Origin of the sequence: Paraniabella ginsengisoli (assembly GCF_022513635.1) — a bacterium.
GTDB lineage: Bacteria > Bacteroidota > Bacteroidia > Chitinophagales > Chitinophagaceae > Niabella > Niabella ginsengisoli.
In genome coordinates this window covers 416,736-440,015 of the sequence record NZ_JAKWBL010000002.1, presented here as the reverse complement: position 1 = coordinate 440,015, position 23,280 = coordinate 416,736, and the positions used below count along the sequence as shown (strand labels likewise).

Here is a 23,280-nt window from a genome sequence, read left to right as displayed (position 1 = left end):
TCCGCGCCGGCGTTTAAAGCGGACGCGCGAATATTAGGTACCGCAGAGATTATAATTACAGGAATACTTTTTTCTGCGGATCGGCTTTAAGCTTTTTACACACCTCTAAACCATCGATACCTGGTAGTTCTTTATCTAGCAGGTATATATCAGGGCGAGAGGCTTCAGTTAATAGGTCTTCCCCACTGCCAAAGATAGAAATATTAAAGCCGGACTGTCCAAATATCAGCCGGACAATATCCTGTAGGCTCTCGTCATCTTCCACTAAAAATATCGTTTTCATAAATTTTGATTTTTTTCCGCTGTTGGTAGTTCAAAATAAAAAATACTGCCCTTTCCTTCAACACTTATAACAGACATGCTGCCATCATGCTTTTCAATAATCTCCCGGGATATATATAGGCCCAGGCCGATACCTGAAATTATTTTTGTAGTTGGGACTTTTACCCGAAAAAACCGGTCGAATATTTTTTCCTGCGCTTTGGGAGGTATCCCTAATCCTGAATCTTGCACACTGACTTGTACGGTGCTTTCTTTTTCCTCTACATTAACCACAATATTACCCCCATCAGGGGAATATTTTATAGCATTAGACAACAGGTTGTCCAATACCTGTCCTATACGTTCCTTATCAGCATATAGTTCGGTCAATGTCTCCACATGTATTAATATGTTATGGTTGGCGGAAATAAGCCGGGCCTGTTGCACATGTTCTTCCACCAATGTGTTCAGATCAAACCGTTCTTTCTGTAAAATAAGCTGTCCGCCGGATACCCTTGTGGTATCCAGTAGTGCATAAATAAGCTTGATCAGGCGGTTTATTTGTCCATTCATTTTGCTCATCAGTGCGATGTACCTGGGATTACCGGAACCCAGAAGCACCTCTTCCAGGATCTCACCATATGCTCTGATGCTCGTGAGAGGTGTTTTCAGCTCATGGCTGGCGACACCAATGAACTCGTCCTTCTGCTGTTCCAATTCTTTTTGATGGTTGATGTCGATAGAAATAATAGCGACGCCCTCCACATTGCCCATATTGTTGAAGATCGGCGAAACCTGGTTATTTACCCATATTATCGAACCATCCTTGTGAAGCAGTCGTTTTTCAATCTCGTATGCTTTACCTGCGGACACCAATTGCATAAAAGCGTCTGTATTCCGTTCCTGATCCTTTTCGTAAACGATATCGTTTATGTCCATTTGTAACAATGTCGGGCAATCATATCCCAACATTTCGCAAAACCGCTCATTGGAAAATATAACCCGCCCCTGAACATCCATTTTAAGAATACCTGCTATACTTTGGTTAACAATAACCCGGTAATTTTCTTCAGACCTGCGCAAAGCTTCTTCTGCGTGTGCTCTTTCCAACCGCGTCCAGATGCGTGCCGTCAACTCTTCCAGTAATTCAATCTCTTCATTGTGCCACTTACGTGGCAAGACATCGTAAATGCCCATGGTAAAAACCCATTTTCCCTCCTTAACTATAGGAATATTGATGAATGAAGTAACACCAAATATCTTTTCAACTTGCGGTCCATCAACGAGCGGACTGTGGTGTACATCTGTAATGATTATGGTCTCTCCTGCGCGGCATTTTTTAAGATATCTTTCGTCAATGAACTGGGAGAGTAATACTTCACCGTGAATGCCTGTCAAGTCCGTTCGATGCCAGTCGCGCACCATCGCCTTCTCCTCATTCTCATGTATTTCTACAAACATGGAACGAGCAATGTTGAAGTGAGTACCGATCTTTGCTCCCACCACTTCCAGCGTATCTTCGGGTTTAGACATCTCTACCAGATCCTGGCTGATTTCGGCAAGAAAAGCAAGATTTTCTTCGCGACGTTTGCGTTCGGTGATGTTGTTATATACGCAAACAACCTGACGGCTTCCTTTGCCACCAACCAGCGCCAAATATACCTCGAACCAGTTACCGTTGAGTCCGGCAACAGGATGTTCAACTCTAATGGGCTCTCCAGTCTTTACCACATGTTCAACAGCCTCGGTCCAGGCTGCTTCCACATCTCCTAAATATTCACTGGCTTTCTTACCGACAATTTCGTCGGACCACCCAGTCACCTTTGTCATGGCCTGGTTGGATTCAATCATAAGCCAGTCAACGACTTTATCGTTCTCATCGAAAATGATTTCAAGTGTGGTTACTGCCTCATCAATCGAATTGAATAGTGTGCGGTATTTTTCTTCTGACTGAAAAAGGGCTTTTTGGGTCCTCGATCGTTCCACAGCTGCCCAGATACGTTCTGCAGTTTCTTCAGCAAGGCTCACTTCTATATCGGCCCAGTCCCGTGGCATGCTCTGTACGATGCACAATTGCCCCGCCGGTTGCCCATCCTTTATGACGGGCACGTTCAAAAACGAAATCAGCTGAAGGCTTTCACACAGTTGCCGGAGATCTTCGTCAATGCTATCAGCTTCACGAACGTTGGGCACTATAAACGTGCGCCCCTTTTCTACGATAGTTTTGTGAAGCGGAAAGCGCTCCAGATCATAGACACCCGCTACGGAAGGCAGGCCTTCTCGCCTGGCATCATGACGTATGACAGCTTTCCCTGCTTCTATCTCGCAGTAATAACAACGATCTGCGTCAAAGTGTTCCATAGCCACGCGTGTGACTGATTCTTCAATACCAGCCGGTGCTGCTAAGCGCCTCACTGCATCGTCAAGTTTTACAAGATAAGTTTGCCTTGCTTCATTAGCGCGCAACGTTTCTCTGCGAGTCGCTTTTCAGTAAGGTCACGCATAATTTTGACAAATCCTATTAGGATGTCATTTTCGTCACGTAATGGTTGGACAAGGCCAGAGCCCCAAAAGCGGGAACCATCCTTGCGCAGGTTCCAGCGCTCGTTTTCCGCACGGCTTTCACTTAATGCAAGTTGAGCCTCCTTGTCGGGATCGCCTTTCTCACGGTCCTCAGGGATAAATAAAATATCTCCTTTTTTATCCAGGATATCTGCTTCATCGTAAGCAAACATCTTTTGCGCACCAATATTCCAGCTATTTATCTGCCGCTGTAGATCCATAGTAAAAATGGCATAATCCGTTGCACTCTCCAGGATAAATCTGCGCCATTCCTCAGCGGCGCGCAGGGCGGTTTCAGCTTTTTTACTTTCGGTGATATTTACAAAAGAGATAACAACGCCTTGTATACTGTCTTCGTGGGTGCGATAAGGAGTGAGGCGTGTCAGAAAGGTATGTCCATCCAGGGTTTCCATTTCCTGCTCCATACCATGAAGGCTTTGAAGCACTCTTTCTGCACTGGTTACTAAATTGTCCTTGACTAAACGATTGGTAATGTCTGACAACGGACGGGTATGATCAGCAAGGATAAGATTGAAAATATTGCGGGCAGCAGGTGTAAATAGTACTACACGGAAAGCACGATCAAGTATGATGGTACCTATATCCGTAGAGTTAATAATATTGCGTAAATTGTTACTGGTCATACTCACTTCTTCCACTTTCACCTTCAGCTCCTGGTTAACGGTATTCAGCTCTTCGTTAATACTCTGCAATTCCTCCTTGCTGGTTTCCAACTCTTCAGTAGCGGAGCGGAGCTCCTCGTTCATTGCCTGTAGTTCTTCATTGCCGGCCTTTAACTCTTCGGAAGCAAACTCATGTTGCTCATTGCTATTTCGAAGTTGCGTTTTAAGACGTCTTACTTCTTCTTCAAGATGTTTTGCAGGCTCATCGCTGGCCACAACATAAGACACTTCTTCGGTTTGTCCGGCTACCGGCTCAAAGATCACAAGCAGCAGCCCACGCACAACCCCAGTCTCATGTTCCGGCACCGGCCGTACATGAATATTAAGTGTTTGTGTGTAATTGTCAGTAAGCGTTTTCAGATTTAATGCGCTTACAGGAGTATGGCGTTGTGCGGCCTGGTAAAGTGCGCCACGTAGTTCTGCCCGCAGGTCTTCGTGCACCACTTTAAGTAGGTTTTGCGTCGGCTCGCCGCCCACGAAGTTAAGGTAGCGGCCGGCATGCTCACTAATATGTACGATGTCGTACTCTTCATTTACGATAAGTGAAGGCGGTGCGTATAGTTCAACCACCTGCTGGTGCAATTCGCCAAATGATATGCGCTTCTGAGGGCGCGGCTGGATTACTTCTGCCGGAAGCCGAGGAGCTTCGATGCGCGGTAAAGTTTCAGGGACAATGATACTGCGGGAGACGCCCTGACGGCTTTTCCATATATGCTGCTCACGATTGTAAATATTGAATAAGTCAGTAGCACCGTCTACGCTTTCCGAGGAGCCCAGAAGCAGGAAGCAATTGGGCTTTAACGCGAAGTGGAAGGTTTCAAAAACGCGCTCCTGCGCAGGCCGGTTCAGGTAAATAAGTACATTTCGGCAGCTCACCAAATCTATACGCGAGAAGGGAGAATCTTTCAGAAAATTGTGATTGGCAAACAAAATGTTTTCCCGCAATTCACGGCGTACCCGATAACCTTCCCCTTCTTTAGTAAAATAACGATTCAGACGTTCCTGAGACACGTCGGCAGCATCATTGAGGCTATAAAAACCTTCGCGTGCAGCTGCAATAGCAGCCTCATCTATGTCGGTGGCAAATATCTGCACCTTTGGTGCATCCGTCCTACCCATCGTGAGATCAGCGCAGATCATAGCAATACTATAGGCCTCTTCTCCTGTAGCGCAACCTGCTACCCAAATTCGGAGATGATCTTCGCCATTTTTACCCTCCATTATTTGTGGTAACAGCGTTGCCTCCAACTCCTCAAAAGGCTTTTTATCACGAAAGAAATTAGTGACAGAAATCAGCAGATCTTTCAGCAGCGAATGGGTTTCTTCCGGATGCTGAATCAGGAACGAAGCATAAGCGGGCAGGTCCAAAAGGCCACGCACATGAATCCGGCGTTCAATACGGCGCAGCAAAGTAGGACGCTTGTAATTGGAAAAATCATGCCCGGTACGGAGCCGCAGCTCAGTAAGCACAACTCTTAGGGCTTGCTGGTCATCCTCATGCCGTTCTTTAGGTTCCTCCGGAATCTGTACAGTTCCCACAGAATTTCGATAAGCTATAATCTTGGAAGGAATATCCAAAACGCTTAACACTTCATCTACCAAATCCGTTGCGATAGCGCTACGCGGCATCTCGTTGAACTCGGCCTCACGTGGATTTTGAACGAAAACTGCGCCACCACATTCTTTGATACGTTTCAACCCCATAGAACCATTAGCACCAGTGCCGGACAGCACCACACCAACCGAGCGTTCATTATGAGATTCTGCTAATGAGCGGAAGAAAATATCTACCGGAGCCCGCCGTTCAGCAAGATTTGCATTAGTGGTTGCGGTCAAGTATCCGTCCTTCATCTCCAGGTGTTTATCCGGAGGTACAACATACACATGATTTGTCTCAATGCGTATCTTTTCGGTTACCTGAGACACCGGCATTGTGGTTGAGTGTTGTAATACCTGCGCCAGTTGGCTGTCATGATCCGGTGAAAGATGCAGGATTACTACATATGCGATATCTGAATCAGGTGCTGTGGCTTGAAAAAATGCCTGTAGTGCTTGTAAGCCACCGGCAGATGCACCAATACCAACGATAAGAAAACTATTCATGTAAAATAAATTATTAAGAATATCTTAATAGGGCTTATACTTAATAGAGGATTACACAATCACGAACAGTAAAGTGTGTACCACTATTGCATACTTTTTAAGATCCATCTCCAGATATCCGTTCCATGCTAAGTGGCTCGTTGATAGCCACCATATCTTTAAGCACCTGAAGGCGATCACCGGCTTCTTTTGCCTTCTGAAAATATTGTGCCGCAAGCTTCGGGTCATTTTGTTCAGCGTGATGGTCACCTGTGTTATTAAGCATCATAATACTTTCTTCAATGCCACGGATGACATTCCAGAGGTTATCTTCGATAGACTCGGTAACTGAAGCAAGCAAACTGTCCGTGGAATAAGCATGGCCCGTATGACAGCGGTAACGCGAAAGACTACCATCTTTCAGCATAAAAAGCACGCCATGGCATTCCGGGCAGGCGTAGTTTGAAGGCTTGCCAAATTGCTTTACTTTTTCGCCGGCGGCTTTATCTCCCTTGGCGACCCCGAGTTCCTGCTGTATTTTTTTGCTCTTTCATGTTTACGTTACTATCTTGTTCCACAGAAATATGAGTAGCACAAAGCCGCTCTAAAAGCAAGGGTATTTCTGCAACTGGCACACAATAGTCCACTTTTACTGCTCGTAATACACTTTGAGGCATAGAAGGCATTGCCGCATCGGATGGATCTTGCACGACAACTGTGCCACCAAAATGCTTAACCATCCAAAGGCCAGCCGTTCCATCATCAAGCGCCCCCGAAAGTACGATGCCAATTACTTTTGAGCCATAAACATAGGCGGCAGAGCGAAACAGTGGATCTACAGCCGGACGGAAGCGGTTTTCCTTTGGACCACGAGTAATGCGCATACGCCCCTCCTCCAATATCAAATGATGATCAGGAGGCGCAACATAGATGTGGCCTTCTTCAATGAGCTGGCCATCGAAAGCGTTTACAGCCGGCAATGTATCGTATTTATTGAGTACAGTCGGCAGCAAGCCGCGCACTTCCGGACTTATATGCCAGACGATAAAAACGCTGGCTGGCAAATGGCGCGGTAAACCTGATACAAGTTTTTGGATAGCTTCAAAGCCGCCCGTGGATGCGCCGATAACGATGATATTTCTTCTGCTCATTAGTGAATATATTTTTTACTAGAAGGCCGCATCAAAATAATGTGAATGTACCAACATTCGATAAGGGCATACTAAATTTTCAAAGAATCTGTGTCGTATTACGATTTCCACAAAGGCTACCCCGCTATCCTTCAAGCGAATCATCAGAGCTGCTAACAAAAACAAATGATGATTAGAGGTATTTATTAAAAATAAAGATTAATTCTTATTTCTTGCTTGAATAGGATGAAATGGTCACATATAATAAGCATTTTCTTTGCCAGACTTTGAAACAAATTGTCAGAAGAAATAAGAAAACTATTCTTTTCTTGATTGTTTGGAAAATAATTTCCTACCGCCAAGGTCGTTTTGTATAGGTATGTATGGTATAGAAATAGTTCATAATTTTATTTAGAGGATTACTTAATGAACAATGGCGTAGTCTTTGCGCACGTATAGCTGCATCAGGTTAAAATCGTAACGCTAAGTTTAGGAAGTTGGTGGAATGCATAGTGGAAGCTGTTAAAACTAAAAACCGTTTATTTGCTAGGGTTTGACAATGGTAGCCATGTGCCATTTTGAGATTGCAATCTCAATGCGCAAAAGTACTAACAGGTATAGTGTGCAATAATTTTCACAACTTATAGTGGAATTTACACAGATCTTTGTTTTAATCTCACCTTAAATATTATGTTCCAACCAATATCTATAAAATATGCCTGATAATGACATTGATAAAAATTTAGCCACTCTGTTTCACGATATAAAAAATTGCCTGAATAATATTGCGCTAGCCACATCAATTTTGGAAATTGAGCCTTCTGAGTTAGATAATCACAGCAGTTACATAAAAGAGATTAAAGACAACTATCTTAAAATAAAAATATTGATCAGCAATTATCGAAACACAGTGTAGCACAGGCATTCAGGCCATTCTTCAAAATGATATCGCATTAAATAAGTAACATTTTACTTGAATATGTCTACCGCTAGCAGACTTGCGGTACTATGTTTGATAAGTTATATGAGCCTAACAGCGTGTTTAAGATTTAGAGTAAAGACAAAAGCCCCTTGTTTTAACGAGGGGTTTTGTCAACATTTACATTAATAGCGAACCATCTTACCATGAACACTGATGCCATTCGCAACGCGAAATTAATTCTATTGAAATGCTATTTTTTGCGGGTTAATACAGGGTATAGTATTAATATATTTTGGTACACTAATTGAATTGTATATACAAATTAAATTTCTTCACTAATACTTTACCTCTAAATTTTATTATTATGTCAAAGGCAAAATCGCAAGCTCCCAAAAAAGCACCTGCAAAGAAAACCACTCCAAAGAAAGATGCAGCAACCCAATTAGACGAACTTCTTGAGCACGGGTTAAAAGATATTTATTGGGCAGAGAAAGCTTTAACCAAAGCATTGGTAAAGTTATCTAAAAACGCCTCTGCACCTGAACTAAAAGAAGCAATAGATGCGCACCAAAAAGAAACAGAAGGTCATGTGGCCATTCTGGAAAAAGTATTTCAATCTTTAGGCAAAAAAGCTCAGGCAAAAAAATGCGATGCTATGCAGGGGCTTATAGAAGAAGCAAATGGTATTCTTGAAGAGACTACCGTAGGCCCTGTTAGAGATGCGGCTATTATTGGGGCAGCTCAAAAAGTGGAACATTATGAAATTGCCACTTATGGAACGCTGGCTACCTATGCCAAAGCGTTAGATGAAAAAGATGCATTAAATAGCTTACTAGAAATATTAGAGCAAGAAAAAACCTGCGATAATACACTTACCGACTTGGCGAAAAATGGTATCAATATAGAAGCCATTTAAAAAAATGGGGTGTAAACTACAACCTTTTAGTTGTAAATTATAATGCCTGATGTCTTGACCGCAATGCATCAGGCATTTATAATTTTACTCCCATTTGGTCATCGGCATCTCATCCAATAACAAATAGCGATTTGAGAGCCCTCGCTGTAAAAAGTTTAGCAACCACGTTACTACCCGCTATCACCATAAGAATTTTATTATAAAATAATAAAGAAGCCTGCTACATATCTTTTTAAAAATCAGTCTGATTAGCAACAGGCTTCTAAGACACATCTTAATCAGATCCTTCTGTCTTAACGATCTTATTATAAATCCCCATTAATAAAAATGGCGCTGCCCATTGACCAACAAACAATGCTTTGTGATCATGCTTTAAAAGCTTGAATGATAAAGATGCTGCCATTGCTGCTAGCGACGCCCATAAAAAAACGTCAGAAGGCACTTTGGCTGTTTGACTTTCTATAGCCTCTGCTACTTTTCCTTCAGAATGATTAACCATGATTTGATATTTTTTGATATTAAAAATTATGTTCTCCGAATATTAAATGTACCACCAGGTAAAATTGAAAAAGGTCGACTCTTTTCTATGTAAATGCGCGTGTGTAACAAATCAATACGCTCAATTAAGTATGTTTGATGCAGAGAATTATTGATCAGCCTACGCTTTAATAAGCCAATTAGCATTACCCTATATTTATAATTAGCTTATTCTTTCGGATTATGGTCTTTTTGTTTTATGTCTGTTATTATCTGGCACCGATATCCGTCCATTTCTGCTTCATGCCATTCCCACTCTTCCAAACAAACCGGCAACTTTACATAACCTATATAATCTAGACTTTTTCCCATAAACCATAATTTAGGCCCTATATCGGGCTGAATTTTCTTATTGGGATTCTTACCGAAGCTATTCATGATGTGTAGATTGTTGTTTACAAATTCGAATTGTTGAGCAGCACTTTGTGAGTACAAGACGGGTGCCGAAAATAAGACCGCATAGAGTTGGCTCTAGTATACTTTGTTTGTTTCGCCAGTTGCGCAGGTTGTGCATTCTTTTCCCCGATTAGTTATCATTCAGTAAATGTTACTTTGAAAAAGAAAGGTTGTTCGGCCAACTATAAATAAAAGTCGGCTATTGAAAAACTATCGTATTCACCTTATTTACTAATGAGCGTTATCGGATAGTCACAACTTTTACATGAATTTGCAGACCTCCTCCATTCTGATGGGCATAAATTCCCCATCTGATGTGTAAGTTGTATATTTTTTTCTCAACATATAATTAGAGATGCAGTATTGTTAATACCATCGATCTCACAATAGTCTGTTTACGAATATAATAGTCGAATGCACTAATCATGGCATCTAGTTTGACTTTTTACCCAAAACCGGACGTTACTATTATCAAAAAAGATCATCGGTTTCTAGCCGGTCAATGCTCAACAGTCTTCAATAACCGACATGCCATTAATAATAATGGTTCTTTTATCTCTAAAAATAAAGTATATGTTTCATCACGTAAAGGATTTACAATTCAATGCAAGGGTTTCCAAACCAGACCCTAAGTTTGCACGCATCTTATTAGAACAATTCGGCGGACCTAATGGAGAGCTGAAGGCTGCAATGCAATATTTCGTACAGGCTTTTCCATGCAGACAGCCCCATCCAGACAAGTACGATATGTTAATGGATATTGCGACGGAAGAATTTAGCCACCTTGAAATTGTTGGCGCCACTATCCAAATGCTTTTAGCGGGGGTAAGTGGAGATCTGAAGAGTGCTGCAGATGAATCAGAAATTATGCAGACTATGAACCCAGCCTCTAAGGAAAGTTACATTCACGAAGCAATGATCAATCCTCAGTTTGGAGTCATGTCAGGCGGTGGCCCGATATTATCTGATAGTAACGGCAACCCATGGACTGCAGCCTATGTTACCGCCAACGGAGACCTAACAGTTGATCTCAGGTCTAATATGGCCGCAGAATCACGGGCAAAAATTGTTTACGAGTATCTTTTAAAATTTACGGATGACCCTTATGTAAAAGAAACACTTCGTTTTTTAATGACTCGTGAGGTAGCCCATTACCAAATGTTTGAAGCGGCACTTGATACCATACAACCAAATTTCCCCCGGCTATACTGCAAAGCGACCCACGTTATAGTAACAGATATTATAACATGTCTGAAGGGGATAAATTTAAGGGGCCCTGGAATGAGGGGACTAGTACACAGCTGAAAGAAGAATGGCAGTATGAAGAGGACCCAATACAGAAAGTAAGAGATACCAATGGGTTAATTGATGAACAAATTGAGGGATCGGGCCGCACTGACGAAGAAGTAGAGACATTGAATAAGGCACTAAGCAGTAAAAGGAGTAAAGAAGTAAACGAAGCAACACAATTGGAAGACATGCAGTGGAGCTATTATACGGGAGCATGACGGTAACGGCGTTTCCCATTTTCGTTGACAACGGCTTTTTCATGTCTATTCACAATAATCCTTCTTATGCCTTTTTCTAATTGCACCAGTAATTAGAAGGGTATCACTAATACTTTTGACTATCCGTTAGGTCCTATGCTCCTATCAGGTTTTGCGGTGTTGATGCTAATAGAGATTCTATTGATTAGGATAGCGATAAGACCTTAAACACAATAACTTTCATTTATCGAAGACAGCGATATCGAATACTATTTTAGCCACCTCCATGGTTTATCAAATCATATTTTTATTTGCTCTAGTTAATGTAAAAGATGCATGTTACTAAACATCGGTCATTATTTCGAAACTCAGTAAGGAAGGTGAAATTGTAATCAGTTAATTCTTTAAAACAGTTCCTATGGATCACAAACCAGGTTTACTTGTATTTTCCCATCTACGATGGAACTTCGTTTATCAAAGACCGCAACATTTGATCAGTCGCTTTTCAAATCAATACAATGTCCTTTACATTGAAGAGGCCGTCTACAACAAAGAAGATGATGGATTTTATGCGCAACGGGAAGAAGGTATAACGATTGTTGTGCCTCATTTAAATGATCAGATTAACAATGGAACTAACGAGCGCTTAACATCGATAATTAATACCGTAATCACAGCGTTTGACATTGAAGATTATTTACTCTGGTACTACACTCCGATGGCTTTGGAATTTACACGACATCTGTATCCTGAACTGATCATTTATGATTGTATGGATCAGTTGTCTGCATTTAAAAATGCACCAACGAACCTTCTGATATTAGAGCGGGAATTGTTGGACTCTTCATCAATTGTATTTACAGGCGGGCGAAGCCTTTTCAATGAAAAAAAACAAATGCACGCAAATATTCATTGCTTCCCAAGCAGTATTGATGCATCGCATTTTAGCCAAGCCAGACAACGGCAAATGGATCCGCCCGATCAGTCTAAAATTCCTTTTCCCCGATTTGGATTTTTTGGAGTGATTGATGAAATTTTTGATATTGAATTATTAGATGAAATCGCTCAAGAAAAACCAGAATGGCATTTTGTCCTTATTGGACCTGTAGTGAAAATAGATGAACAAAATCTTCCAAGAAGAGCGAACATTCATTACCTGGGTATGAAAAAATATGCAGAACTACCTTCCTATATAAGTGGTTGGAATGTGGCTGTGCTGCCCTTTGCATTAAATGAAGCTACACGTTACATCAGTCCAACTAAAACTCCAGAATACCTGGCTGCAGGAAAGCCAGTCATTTCCACAGCAGTCGAAGATGTAATCGATCCTTACGGTACAATGGGTCTTGTGAGTATAGCGCACAATGTTGATGAATTTATCGCCTATGGCAAACACGAATTAGAGACAGATAATGCCGAAAGGGATAACATAAGAGATGAGTTTCTTAAAGAACAATCATGGGACCTGACCTGGGAGGCTATAAATAATGAAATTATAAAATGCTTAACTAAGCAAAAAACTTTAAAAACCTATGTTTGATTTTATTATCGTTGGATGCGGGTTTGCAGGAAGCGTACTGGCTGAAAGGCTCGCTTCGCAAATAGATAAGAAAGTTCTTATCATTGACCAAAGAAATCATGTTGGCGGAAATACCCACGATTACTATGATGAGGCTGGCATTTTGGTTCATAAATATGGGCCTCATATTTTTCACACCAATTCAAAACAGGTATTTACATATCTGAGTAAGTTTACAGACTGGCGTCCCTACGAGCATCGTGTACTGGCAAGTGTAGACGGGCAGCTTGTCCCGATTCCCATCAATCTGAATACAATTAATAAATTATACGGATTGGATCTTTCTTCTGACGAACTTTCTTCCTTCTTAAATAAAAATGCTGAAAATATATCACCTGTATTAACATCAGAAGATGTAGTACTGAACAGCGTTGGCAGGGAATTGTATGAAAAGTTTTTTAAAGGATATACAAAAAAGCAATGGGATCTGGATCCTTCTGAACTGGATGCTTCCGTAACAGCGCGGGTGCCAACACGACTGAATAAAGATGACAGATATTTCACAGATACTTTCCAGGCGATGCCATTGCGCGGTTATACGCATTTGTTTAATAAGATGCTGTCGCATCCTAATATTTATACAATGCTTAATACTGATTACAAGGACATCCAACATTTTATACCTCATAAAAAAGTAATTTACACAGGTCCTATTGATTGCTATTTTGATTATCGCTTTGGCAAACTTCCTTACCGGTCTATCAATTTTAAATTTGAAACTATCGACCAGGAAGATTTTCAACCTACCGGAACTGTAAATTATCCATTAACAAATTTATACACACGGAGTACAGAATTTAAAAAACTGACCGGACAAAAACATCCGAAAACAACAGTTGTTTACGAATATCCAGCAGATGAAGGTGATCCTTATTATCCTGTACCGCGAAAAGAAAATCAGTTGTTATATAATAAGTATAAAGCTTTAGCAGAAAGTGTTCCGGATGTTTATTTCACTGGGCGCTTGGGTACTTATAAGTATTATAATATGGATCAGGTTGTAGCGCAGTCGTTAACGTTGTTTAAACGACTCCAGGAGATTGATACATTGATGCCTGCAAATGGCAATGTTAATTCTTTTGTATCTAAAAATGGGATCTATGACCGACATTAATCCGTTCAAAAGTTTTTGGATGGGCGGGTTTGAATGCTCTGATCATTTAAATGTTCATGGCGACAGAATAGACTTGTTATCACTGACCGGCCACCTGGATCAGATAAATGATGATTATAAATTGTTGAGCACATTCAATATTTCAACAATTAGGGAAGGTGTAAGATGGAGCCAGGTAGAGTATCGGCCTTTTAAGTATAGATGGAATGATGTGGAAACAATTATTCTGGCGGCAAAGAATCATGATATACAAGTGGTGTATGATCTTTGCCACTTTGGATTCCCTGATGACCTTTCTCCTTGCCATCCTCACTTCGTTAAAAGATTTGTCAGATTCTGTGAATCATTCCTTACGTTCTATAAAAAATTAAGACCGGATGACAGCCCGATCATAACTCCTATTAATGAAGTGAGTTTTCTGGCATGGCTGGGTGGCGATGTAGCAGGTACAGCACCTTATACAATAAATATGGGATGGCAGGTAAAATATAGTTTGATGAAAGCTTATATCGCTGGTATTGCAGCTATGAAAGCAATAGATCCGACAGTTAGATTTTTGTCTGTGGAGCCACTCATCCATGTGATACCTGATCAAACCGACTTGTTATTATGTAAACAGGCTGCTGAATTTAATGAGAGCCAGTTTCAGTGTCTTGATATGTTATGCGGGAAAATTTGCCCGGAACTTGGAGGAAAGCCCGAATATCTCGATATAGTGGGCCTGGATTATTATCATAACAGCCAATGGTACCATCCTAGCCGAAATACTGTTAACTGGAAAAATCAGGAAACGATTGAAGATGTAAAATCATTAAGTGAATTATTACTTAACGCTTATCATAGATATAAGAGACCCATTATTCTTAGTGAAACAAGTCATACCATGGAACATCGTTCACAATGGATCTCAATGGTTACGAATGAATGTGATAAAGTAATGGCCAGTGGCGTTCCTTTTTGGGGCATTTGTATTTACCCACTTATTGACCGCCCAGACTGGGACCAATTAGATTTGTGGCATCGCTCGGGCATTTGGGATATAGATGTTGCTGATTCTGGTTTAAGCAGAAAGTTATACCAACCGTATGCAGAAACATTATGGGCTTGTCAACAGTCATTGGCAGCCGCTCATACCAATCAAAATTTTATAATGCCCCTACATCATACCTTACATTCGATCAGACATACAAACGCAAGAGAACAAGTCCGCGGCTGAAATCGGCATTCGGGCAAACAATATAAGAAACAAGTTAATGGGAAAAAGCATCTATCCAAAATCCTGTTTAAAAAGGTTTAACGCTGGATTTAAAAAGCAAAGTAATAAAATGCTTAATTAGACAAGTACCTTGAAATTCTCGAAGTTACACGAATTGCGAAGTGATTTCCACAATTATTCGCTCCTGTTCCCTGTCACTGTACCAATTACCAAGCGGTACAGTTCGTTAAAATCCACTTATGGAATGAAGATACATCCCAACGGAAAAAGCCTCTACGTTCTTGCCGGCGATGTTAACTATAGTAGGTTTACTTCACAAGATACCAGAAAGAAAATGGCCCGGCTGATCAGTATAGATTTATCTAGTGGTCGTCGCAACCTAGATATTGATCTGTCAACGCTTATTTCAGGCAAACACTTCCCCAATGACGTTGTATTTGATCAGGCAGGGAACGCTTATATTACTGACAGCTATGCGCACGCCATCTATAAATTAGCTCCGGATGGCACGCCTTCTTTATTTGCTAAAAATAAAATATTTGTAACTGAGGGGTTGGGCTTAATGGTATCGTTTACCACCCTGATGGATTTCTGTTAGTTTGTAATAGCAATACAGGCCGTCTTTATAAGTATCACTAAATGACCCGGAGCAAGTACAAACAGTTAGGATTGATCAATACTTTATGGGAGCTGATGGTATGATTCTAAACGAACCTGGTCAATTGACCTTAGCTGTGAATGGAGGTAATGATAAGATCTTTCAGTTGACCACAGAAGATAACTGGGGTAGCGCGGTTCTATCGGCTACAACCTTAACCGCAGACAGGTTTAGCTATCCTGCCACGCTAACAAAGAGTGGTGAGGATATTTGGGTGATGAATGCGAAGACAAATGAGCTTGTCGATAGTAACGCTGTTCCCGCAAAACGGTTCGCTATTCAAAAGGGTATTTTCAAGCCTATTCCTAAAAAGAAATAGGGAAAAAATCACATCAATCAAAAAGTACGGTATTGTTTGTGATTAATGACGCTTCCAGCCCTGCATATCAAACCATAACAGCTTATATTAACAGTTACCCGGGATTGATAAATTATAGTTGTATTAAGGTTACTTGTTTTAAAGTTATTAACTGATACCTGTTTCATGAATTTATTCAAATTTCATTTTTATTAATCTGGGATTTAAAATCCTTTACCGAAAGGATGTTGAGTTGCATCAATCGATTAGTTTCATCAGCATTTTCTGAAGGTATTTTTAGACTTTTAACGCTTTCTAAAAAGGATGAATTTGTTTGAAAGGCTGACTGCACCGGTATCAAGAAAATAATCATCCCTACTTCTTTTCGATCGATCCATATTTAAACTTGGAAAACCTGTATTAATTATCTGTTGCTTCATCGTCTTCAATAAATTTTATTCTTTCAAGATCTTTTACAGCCGGTGCATTTAACACTTGCCCATTCAAACCGAACCTTGAACCGTGGCAAGGGCAATCCCAGGTTTTTTCTGCACTATTCCAATGAACATTGCAATTTATATGGGGGCATGAGCTATTAACTGCATGAATCCTGCCCCGGCCATCTTTATACATGGCGTAAAGCCCTCCTTCATATTTAACTGTTTTTGCTTCACCTTCTTTCAGATCAGCAAGCGACTTTAATTGATCAATAAAAATTTTATCTTTTACAAACGATGCCACAACATCAGCGCCTTCTTTAACAAAATTTGAGAAGCCAGCCATGGGCTTAATGCGCGACGGCTTGAAAAGCTCCTCATATATACTTTCATTTTTGACAATAAGATCGCATAATATTTGTCCGGCTATCGTGCCAAATGTCATCCCGTTTCCTATATCCTGTAGCTACAAATATTCTTTTGTCGCTACCTGGTAGCCGTCCAATGTAAGGAAGGCCATCTGCAGATTCATAATACTGACTGGACCAGCTGTAGGCAATAGTTTCAACATCAAAATATTGCCTGACATAGTTTTCCAGCATAGAAAACCTTACGCCTGTGTCATCCTCATGACCGGTTTTATGATCTGCTCCGCCAGCGATCAAAAACTCTTCCCCTTCTATTTTCTGAGTTCTATAATAATGATACGGGTCTTCAAGATCATATCCTAAAGCCTGGGGATAGGAACCCTTCAGCTTTGCAGCAAGCACATAACTGCGATAAGGCGCATTCCGAAAATGCAGGATATTTACACCTGGTGGGGTATGCGTAGCATAGATTACTTGTCTTGCTATAATAGGCCCGGACGTTGTATTTACTGTAAGATAGTTGTCGTCGGGACTAACGCTTGTGACGCGACAGTTGTCTGCAATATGTCCCCCATTTTTATTAAAAACTGTTGCAAGCCCGTCAATATATTTGAGTGGATGAAACTGTCCCTGTCCTGGGATTTGTACTGCCTTTACAAAAGGGATAGGAAAAGGGCAATCTTTAGTATATTCCATAGGTATTCCAACCTCATTTGATGCCTCCCATATTTTTTCCAAAGTTTTTTCCTGCTTTTCATCTAAAGCAAAGAGATATCCCGACCGCTCATCAAATTCACAATCGATCGCGTATTTTTTATATTTGATTTGATAATTTGCAACGCTTCTTCCCCAGCCTGAGCTAATTTGGTAGCCTGCTCCAACCCAAAATCGTTTATAACCTGATCGTAACTCGCATCGAAAAATGTATTGATGTGAGCAGTGGTCCCACCAGTAGTTCCAAATCCAGAATTAGCAGCTTCAATAACAATGCATTTTTGACCCACTTCCTGAAGTTTAACAGCGCAGGAATATCCGGTAATGCCGCCGCCAACAATGGCTACATCATATGACTCAAATAATCCAGGCAGGTCAAATGTAATTACTTCTTGTTGCCATAAGCTTTTTCGCGCACCGTCTCTATACATATTGAAATCTTTTAAGGATTTTAGGTAATAGTTTGTCCAACTTTACTTGCATGAAATAACATGTCCAAACATTATACCAGTGCATATGTTTCAATGAATAACTTAACATGGTGGGGTGGAACTTCCACAACGATTCAAAAAATGCCCCGTTTTTTAACCCACTACCGGAAAAACTGGAGCAAGTTGCTTTAGCTGCTCTCAAAAACAGGAAGCCATCTAAATTAAGCTGGGGAATTGGCAACGGTGATTTCGCAAGAAACAGGCGTGCCATGGATGGAGCTGCAGACCACGACATGCCGCTTTTAAAAGTAACAGATGCCAGCGGAAAATTAAGTGCAGTGTTTTTAAATTATGCCTGCCATGCCGTTGCTATGGGCGCCGCTACCAATCAGATACCTAGCGATTGGGCAGGAGAAGCTCTAAAGCTTATTGAAGAAGACCATCCTGGTGTAACCGCACTTGTAGCCGTAGGTTGTGGTGCTGATGCCAATCCTTTCAGGGAAGAAAATACCCGTACATTATCAGCGCTTGAGTTTACAATTTTGTGTGGCCAAAAAATAGCAGATGAAACCCGGAGGATGCTGGCCACCACGCTAACGCCGGTAAATGATATTCCTGTATGCAAAACAAAAAAATAGATCTGCCCTATGCCAAGGTTCCAGATGTAAATAAATTAATCGCACAGTCAAAGCAGGGAGAAGTAAAAGCCTATTACGCCCGGCTTGCTTTAGAACAAATAGCCAGGGGCGGCGCTCTGCCCGCAGCTCTTACACATTTTCCCATTCAGGTATGGAGCTTTGGTGAAGATCTTGTTATGGTATTTTATGGTGGTAAAACCTTGTCCGATTACTCGCTAAGATTAAAAAAGGAGCTAGACAAAAATAAGCTTTGGGTAAATGGCTACTCTAATGATGTGCCTTGTTATATTGCATCAGAAGAAGCGCTGAAAGACCCTCGATTTATTTATGAAACTACCAACTCTATGTATTACTATGATAAGCCGTCTCCTTTTGCTACAGGTGTTGAAGATAAAATCATAAACACCGTGTATGAACTACTTCCCTCTTTTCTAGTTAAGCAGCGGAGATAAGTAACTTGTATCCCCTTAATCCGTTTAATCCTATAAATCCAGGTTCAGACAAATCATAGTTCACGGTATTTGTTAATTATCAACGATGCAGCTAACTATGTCAATCATTTCCGATAAATTTGCCGCTAAAAGTCAGGTCAATGCCGTTCAATCAATTACTAATAATCTATCTTATAAGTTTACTGCTTGTTTTATTACCGTCTTTCGGTTTATCAAAATTATTTAAAAAAGCAGGGCGTGAATCGTGGAAAGCCTACGTTCCATTTTATAACACATGGATTATGCAGGATATTGCAGGCAGACCTAAACATTGGGTTTTCTGGCAGTTCATCCCGGTTGTTGGCTGGTTTATAACGCCAGGTATTTTTATAGAATTCGCAAAAGTTTTTTGCCGCTTTTCTTTTTTAGATCATACTGCCGCAGCATTGTTAGCGCCGTTTTATTTTCCCTGGCTGGCTAATCATAAAGACGCCCGATTTATTGGAGCTGAAGGTGTAGAGAAGCATAAAAAACCAAGCTGGCGCGAGTGGGTGGATGCAGCCATATTTGCGATCATCGCAGCCACACTTATCCGAACTTTTATTTTTGAAGCATACACGATCCCTTCCAGTTCGATGGAAAAAACATTGCTGGTAAATGATTTTCTTTTTGTGAGCAAGTTTAGTTATGGGCCGCGTATTCCTAATACGCCTTTGTCTGTTCCTTTTGTACATAACTATTTACCTAAAGTCAATACAAAATCTTATTCAACCTTAATTGAATTGCCTTACACCCGCTGGTTTGCTGCGCCTGTGAAGAGAAATGATTGTGTTGTATTTAACTTCCCTGCAGGTGATACGGTGATTCACGCAGATGGCTTTGAGTCTGCCGTGCCTTATTACGACATTAAAAGAGGCGCTGAAATGGGTAATCAACAATATCAATACATTCTAAATACTCCCGCCGAATATCCACTTGCTGTACATCCGATGGATAAAACAGACAATTACATCAAACGCTGCGTGGGCGTGGCTGGCGATTCATTAAAAATTGTTGATGGCATTGTTTATATTGATAATAAACCTGCTTTTGTTTCTCCAACTTCAGCTACTTTTTATACTTTCAAAACAAAAAACAATCTTCAGCTTGATGATTTTTCTGCGCGATGCAGGCATCAGATTAAACATGGAAAGTGGCAGCCCGGATTTCAGTGCAATGGGGAATGGCATTTATCATATCAATCTTACACTTCCGGAGTTGGATATGCTGCAAAAACTTCCCGCGGTTGACGCAGCAACAATACAAAAAGAAACTTATCCGGCTGGCGCCGAAGCGGATCGGCTATTTCCTTATTACGATACTGCACATCAATGGTCGGTTGACAATTATGGTCCAATATGGGTTCCTGAAAAAGGAGCTACCATTACTTTGACAACCGAAAATTATCCTATGTATGAACGTGCTATAAGAAGTTACGAAGGCAATACGCTTGAGAACAAGAATGGCACTTATTTCATCAACGGCAAACAAACCAATACCTACACTTTTAAAATGGATTATTATTGGATGATGGGTGATAACCGCCATAAAAGCCAGGACAGCCGCTTCTGGGGATTTGTTCCTGAAAGCGCTGTAGTTGGTAAAGCCTGGATGATCTGGTTTAGCTATGAAAACGGCCCAAGGTGGAAAAGGTTGTTTAATATTATAAAATAAAGCCCCCTGTCCCCCGAAGGGAGAAACTTAGGTCGAGATTCCTTTCCCTCTTCACAGATTCTTTACATAAAAAACTTCCAAAGACATTTTCCCCTTCCCCTTGGGAAGGGGCTTTAGTTGCATCGTTAGATTTAACAGAATAGTTTTTGGGGATGGGCTGCCTTTATCCCTACCTTTGCAGCGCTTTTAAAAAGCACAGTGTTTCCCGGGGTGCCGATTCAATATTTAGTTATTGATGAAGCTGAGATAATACCCGTAAAACCTGATCAGGGTAATGCCTGCGCAGGGAAGGAAGAGTTTCTAATCCTTTCTCATTTCAGCATTTCCCTCTCATTAATTTTTTTAATCTTTTAAAAAGAAAAACAAATGAAGAGGACTTTCATGTTCAGCAGCTTGCTATCAATTGTAAGCGCATCTCTTTTCGCACAAACCGACAGTACAAAAACAGACAGCGCTCAAACCCTTGACCCGGTTGAGGTGCGCTCAACAAGACTGAATGAAAAATCACCTTTTGCCATAAGCAATATTGGCAAAAAGGAAATTGCAAAACAAAACCTGGGTCAGAATTTCCCTAATCTTTTAAACCAAATTCCTTCAGTTGTGATCAGTTCCGATGATGGTGTTGGCGTTGGCTATTCGTCCATGCGCATCAGGGGTACGGATATAGCCAGAACCAATGTCACTTTTAATGGAATACCCGTGAATGATCCGGAATCGCAGGGCGCATTCTTTGTGAATTTCGGAGACATCGCATCTTCTACCAGCTCGGTTCAATTGCAGCGCGGCGTTGGTTCATCTACCAATGGAGCCGGTGCTTTCGGAGCATCTTTAAATATTTATAACATCGAACAAAGTAAAGAAGCATTTGCTACAATAAGTAATGCATATGGATCTTTCAATACCTGGAAACATACGCTGCAAGCCGGAACCGGCCTGCTTCGTGGCGGTTTTCAATTTGACGCACGCTTATCAAAAATCAATTCCAGTGGATATATTCAGCGCTCCAACAGCGATTTGAAATCACTTCAGTTTATCGCAGGCTGGACATCCAAAAATGAAATGACGAATATCAAGTTCAATTTGTTAAGTGGAAAAGAAAAGACAGGCCAAGCATGGAATGGCATTGGCACCTATTTTACATCTGACGACCATCCATCTTCAGTTGATTATGCACAACAACTTGATCAGATTGGAAGAAACACAAACACATTAGGCAAAATGGCTAATGGAAATTATTACAACGATCAAACTGATAATTATCAGCAGGATTATTACCAGTTATTTTTAAATCATAAATTCAATCCTTACTGGTCGTCTAATCTGAGCTTTTTTCTGACAAGAGGAAAAGGTTATTATAACGAATATAAAAACGGCGACTTTGGAGAAGGTGAAGAAATAGAAGACTATGGTCTTTCGCCAGTTACTATCGGCGATTTTATTATTACTCATATACAACTTACCCGGCAATTATGGCTCGACAATCATTACTACGGAACCGTATTCTCTGCCAATTATAATAAGAACAATACGACATTAAACTTTGGAGGCGCTTTTACAAAATATGACGCCAAACATTATGGCTTTGTAAAATGGGCAGAAGTTGGTATCCCTTTAGATTATCAATGGTATCATTTAACAGCCCTCAAAAACGATTTTAATATTTATGCCAAATTGCAGCAACAAATTATCACAAACCTGTTTGGCTTTGTTGATCTGCAATTAAGAAATGTTGATTATGTAATAAACGGATTTAGAAAAAACCCTGATCTTAAATCAGGAGGCAATTATACTTTCTTTAATCCCAAAGCTGGTTTGAGTTATATTTTGAAACACACCAACACAGCTCAAAGTAAAATATATGGTTCCGTTGCTGTTGCTAATAAAGAACCAAATCGTGATGACTTTGAAGCAAACACTGACGAAGCGCCAAAGCATGAAGAACTCACCGATTTCGAATTGGGTTATCAGTTCAACGCCAAAACATTTGAAGCCGGCGTTAATGGTTATTATATGAAGTATAAAAATCAGTTGATAGCTACCGGAAAAATCAATGATGTGGGAGCTTACGCTCGAACAAATGTAGGCAATAGCTATCGCGCTGGCATTGAGTTAACCGCTGCATTCAGGCCCGTTAGTTGGCTGCAAGCCAATGCAAACGCCACTTTCAGCCGAAATAAAATAAAAAATATTATTCAATACAGCGATGATTATGACAACGGTGGGCAGATCGAGGAAACATTTAGCAATACTGATATTTCTTTTTCACCAAATACCATTGCAGGTGCCTCTTTAACTTTTGAGCCCTTCACAAAGCCTGATACTAAACAACATTTCTATATTGATCTGTTAGAAAAATATGTAGGAAGGCAATATCTGGATAATTCTCAAAACAAATTGAGAAGTATTAATCCGTACGCATTAACCGATGCAAGATTGCGTTATCAATTTTCATCAACCACATTCAAGGACATCAGCCTGATATTTATGGTTAATAATGTTTTCAATAAAAAATATGAAAACAATGGATATACATTTAGCTATTTATCCGACGGTTTAGTTGCTACTGAAAATTATTATTTCACCCAAGCAGGAACGAATTGGAATGTTGGTTTGAGTTTTACATTTTAAAAAACACAGGCCCGCGAGGTTTAGAAAAACCTTGCAGGCCTGTTTTACAATGTAATATTTTAGATACTATTCTGAATCA

The 23,280-nt window shown here is 40.6% G+C and carries 24 protein-coding genes and 1 riboswitch; of the genes, 14 read left to right on the top strand and 10 right to left on the bottom strand.

The window, feature by feature from the left end:
• Positions 1–55 precede the first annotated feature (55 nt).
• The 5 genes from MKP09_RS13495 to MKP09_RS13475 all read right to left on the bottom strand — a co-directional run bounded on the left by MKP09_RS13495 (position 56) and on the right by MKP09_RS13475 (position 6,739).
• On the bottom strand, positions 56–283 hold the full coding sequence (locus MKP09_RS13495) for a response regulator transcription factor (RefSeq protein ID WP_240830517.1): 228 nt from the start codon (positions 281–283) through the stop codon (positions 56–58).
• Positions 280–2,727: a PAS domain S-box protein gene (locus MKP09_RS13490; RefSeq protein ID WP_240830516.1), complete on the bottom strand. Its 2,448-nt coding sequence runs from the start codon at positions 2,725–2,727 to the stop codon at positions 280–282. The genes MKP09_RS13495 and MKP09_RS13490 overlap by 4 nt, the downstream gene beginning before the upstream one ends.
• Positions 2,691–5,609 carry a CheR family methyltransferase gene (locus tag MKP09_RS13485; RefSeq protein WP_240830515.1) on the bottom strand — a complete coding sequence of 973 codons (2,919 nt, stop codon included), beginning with the start codon at positions 5,607–5,609 and terminating at the stop codon, positions 2,691–2,693. Before MKP09_RS13485 ends, MKP09_RS13490 begins: the two co-directional genes overlap by 37 nt.
• 97 nt (positions 5,610–5,706) lie before the next feature.
• Positions 5,707–6,015 carry a hypothetical protein gene (locus MKP09_RS13480; RefSeq protein ID WP_240830514.1) on the bottom strand — a complete coding sequence of 103 codons (309 nt, stop codon included), beginning with the start codon at positions 6,013–6,015 and terminating at the stop codon, positions 5,707–5,709.
• Positions 6,016–6,091: 76 nt separating this feature from the next.
• Positions 6,092–6,739 (bottom strand): chemotaxis protein CheB, encoded by a 648-nt coding sequence (locus MKP09_RS13475; protein WP_240830513.1) that lies wholly within the window; start codon positions 6,737–6,739, stop codon positions 6,092–6,094.
• Positions 6,740–7,433: 694 nt separating this feature from the next.
• Here MKP09_RS13475 and MKP09_RS13470 point away from each other — a divergent pair.
• Both MKP09_RS13470 and MKP09_RS13465 read left to right on the top strand, forming a co-directional pair.
• Positions 7,434–7,634 carry a hypothetical protein gene (locus MKP09_RS13470; RefSeq protein WP_240830512.1) on the top strand — a complete coding sequence of 67 codons (201 nt, stop codon included), beginning with the start codon at positions 7,434–7,436 and terminating at the stop codon, positions 7,632–7,634.
• 370 nt (positions 7,635–8,004) lie between these two features.
• Positions 8,005–8,556, top strand: coding sequence for a YciE/YciF ferroxidase family protein (locus MKP09_RS13465; RefSeq protein WP_240830511.1), 552 nt, complete (start codon positions 8,005–8,007; stop codon positions 8,554–8,556).
• Between the two features lie 274 nt (positions 8,557–8,830).
• Here the strand turns inward: MKP09_RS13465 and MKP09_RS13460 are convergent, their stop codons facing one another.
• Together MKP09_RS13460 and MKP09_RS13455 are read right to left on the bottom strand one after the other, a co-directional pair.
• A complete protein-coding gene (locus tag MKP09_RS13460; RefSeq protein WP_240830510.1) occupies positions 8,831–9,055 on the bottom strand; it encodes a hypothetical protein in 225 nt (74 codons plus the stop codon).
• 206 nt (positions 9,056–9,261) lie between these two features.
• Positions 9,262–9,405 carry a hypothetical protein gene (locus MKP09_RS13455; protein WP_240830509.1) on the bottom strand — a complete coding sequence of 48 codons (144 nt, stop codon included), beginning with the start codon at positions 9,403–9,405 and terminating at the stop codon, positions 9,262–9,264.
• 612 nt (positions 9,406–10,017) lie between these two features.
• Between MKP09_RS13455 and MKP09_RS13450 the strand changes: the two genes are divergently transcribed.
• From MKP09_RS13450 to MKP09_RS13420, 7 genes are all read left to right on the top strand, one after another.
• A complete protein-coding gene (locus MKP09_RS13450) occupies positions 10,018–10,794 on the top strand; it encodes a manganese catalase family protein (protein ID WP_240830508.1) in 777 nt (258 codons plus the stop codon).
• On the top strand, positions 10,737–10,997 hold the full coding sequence (locus MKP09_RS13445) for a hypothetical protein (protein ID WP_240830507.1): 261 nt from the start codon (positions 10,737–10,739) through the stop codon (positions 10,995–10,997). The genes MKP09_RS13450 and MKP09_RS13445 overlap by 58 nt, the downstream gene beginning before the upstream one ends.
• A gap of 397 nt (positions 10,998–11,394) precedes the next feature.
• Positions 11,395–12,516, top strand: coding sequence for a glycosyltransferase (locus MKP09_RS13440; protein WP_240830506.1), 1,122 nt, complete (start codon positions 11,395–11,397; stop codon positions 12,514–12,516).
• Positions 12,509–13,669 carry a UDP-galactopyranose mutase gene (gene glf, locus MKP09_RS13435; protein WP_240830505.1) on the top strand — a complete coding sequence of 387 codons (1,161 nt, stop codon included), beginning with the start codon at positions 12,509–12,511 and terminating at the stop codon, positions 13,667–13,669. The genes MKP09_RS13440 and glf overlap by 8 nt, the downstream gene beginning before the upstream one ends.
• The gene (locus tag MKP09_RS13430) at positions 13,656–14,885 is read left to right on the top strand and encodes an amine oxidase (RefSeq protein ID WP_240830504.1); all 1,230 of its coding nucleotides are present in this window, start codon (positions 13,656–13,658) and stop codon (positions 14,883–14,885) included. Before glf ends, MKP09_RS13430 begins: the two co-directional genes overlap by 14 nt.
• A 244-nt stretch (positions 14,886–15,129) precedes the next feature.
• Entirely contained in the window at positions 15,130–15,483 is a 354-nt protein-coding gene (locus MKP09_RS13425) for a hypothetical protein (protein ID WP_240830503.1), read from the top strand.
• A gap of 85 nt (positions 15,484–15,568) precedes the next feature.
• Positions 15,569–15,862, top strand: coding sequence for a hypothetical protein (locus MKP09_RS13420; protein WP_240830502.1), 294 nt, complete (start codon positions 15,569–15,571; stop codon positions 15,860–15,862).
• A 399-nt stretch (positions 15,863–16,261) separates the two neighbouring features.
• Here the strand turns inward: MKP09_RS13420 and MKP09_RS13415 are convergent, their stop codons facing one another.
• The 3 genes from MKP09_RS13415 to MKP09_RS26190 are packed head-to-tail and all read right to left on the bottom strand — an operon-like array spanning position 16,262 to position 17,791.
• Complete coding sequence (locus tag MKP09_RS13415) at positions 16,262–16,624, bottom strand: Rieske 2Fe-2S domain-containing protein (protein ID WP_240830501.1); 363 nt, start codon at positions 16,622–16,624, stop codon at positions 16,262–16,264.
• Positions 16,625–16,667: 43 nt separating this feature from the next.
• Positions 16,668–17,450: an NAD(P)/FAD-dependent oxidoreductase gene (locus MKP09_RS13410; protein ID WP_317235349.1), complete on the bottom strand. Its 783-nt coding sequence runs from the start codon at positions 17,448–17,450 to the stop codon at positions 16,668–16,670.
• Positions 17,405–17,791: an FAD-dependent oxidoreductase gene (locus tag MKP09_RS26190; protein ID WP_262915366.1), complete on the bottom strand. Its 387-nt coding sequence runs from the start codon at positions 17,789–17,791 to the stop codon at positions 17,405–17,407. The genes MKP09_RS13410 and MKP09_RS26190 overlap by 46 nt, the downstream gene beginning before the upstream one ends.
• 107 nt (positions 17,792–17,898) lie before the next feature.
• On the opposite strand from MKP09_RS26190, the gene MKP09_RS13405 reads away from it, so the two are divergent.
• From MKP09_RS13405 to MKP09_RS13385, 5 genes are all read left to right on the top strand, one after another.
• On the top strand, positions 17,899–18,429 hold the full coding sequence (locus MKP09_RS13405) for a hypothetical protein (protein WP_240830500.1): 531 nt from the start codon (positions 17,899–17,901) through the stop codon (positions 18,427–18,429).
• The gene (locus MKP09_RS13400; protein ID WP_240830499.1) at positions 18,411–18,881 is read left to right on the top strand and encodes a hypothetical protein; all 471 of its coding nucleotides are present in this window, start codon (positions 18,411–18,413) and stop codon (positions 18,879–18,881) included. Before MKP09_RS13405 ends, MKP09_RS13400 begins: the two co-directional genes overlap by 19 nt.
• A gap of 140 nt (positions 18,882–19,021) precedes the next feature.
• Positions 19,022–20,149, top strand: a complete 1,128-nt coding sequence (locus MKP09_RS13395; protein ID WP_240830498.1) for a DUF5684 domain-containing protein — start codon at positions 19,022–19,024, stop codon at positions 20,147–20,149.
• Entirely contained in the window at positions 20,124–20,573 is a 450-nt protein-coding gene (lepB, locus tag MKP09_RS13390) for a signal peptidase I (RefSeq protein WP_240830497.1), read from the top strand. The genes MKP09_RS13395 and lepB overlap by 26 nt, the downstream gene beginning before the upstream one ends.
• Positions 20,574–20,769: 196 nt before the next feature.
• Positions 20,770–20,880: riboswitch (TPP riboswitch) on the top strand.
• A 59-nt stretch (positions 20,881–20,939) separates the two neighbouring features.
• Positions 20,940–23,201, top strand: a complete 2,262-nt coding sequence (locus MKP09_RS13385) for a TonB-dependent receptor (RefSeq protein WP_240830496.1) — start codon at positions 20,940–20,942, stop codon at positions 23,199–23,201.
• The last annotated feature ends 79 nt before the right edge of the window (positions 23,202–23,280 follow it).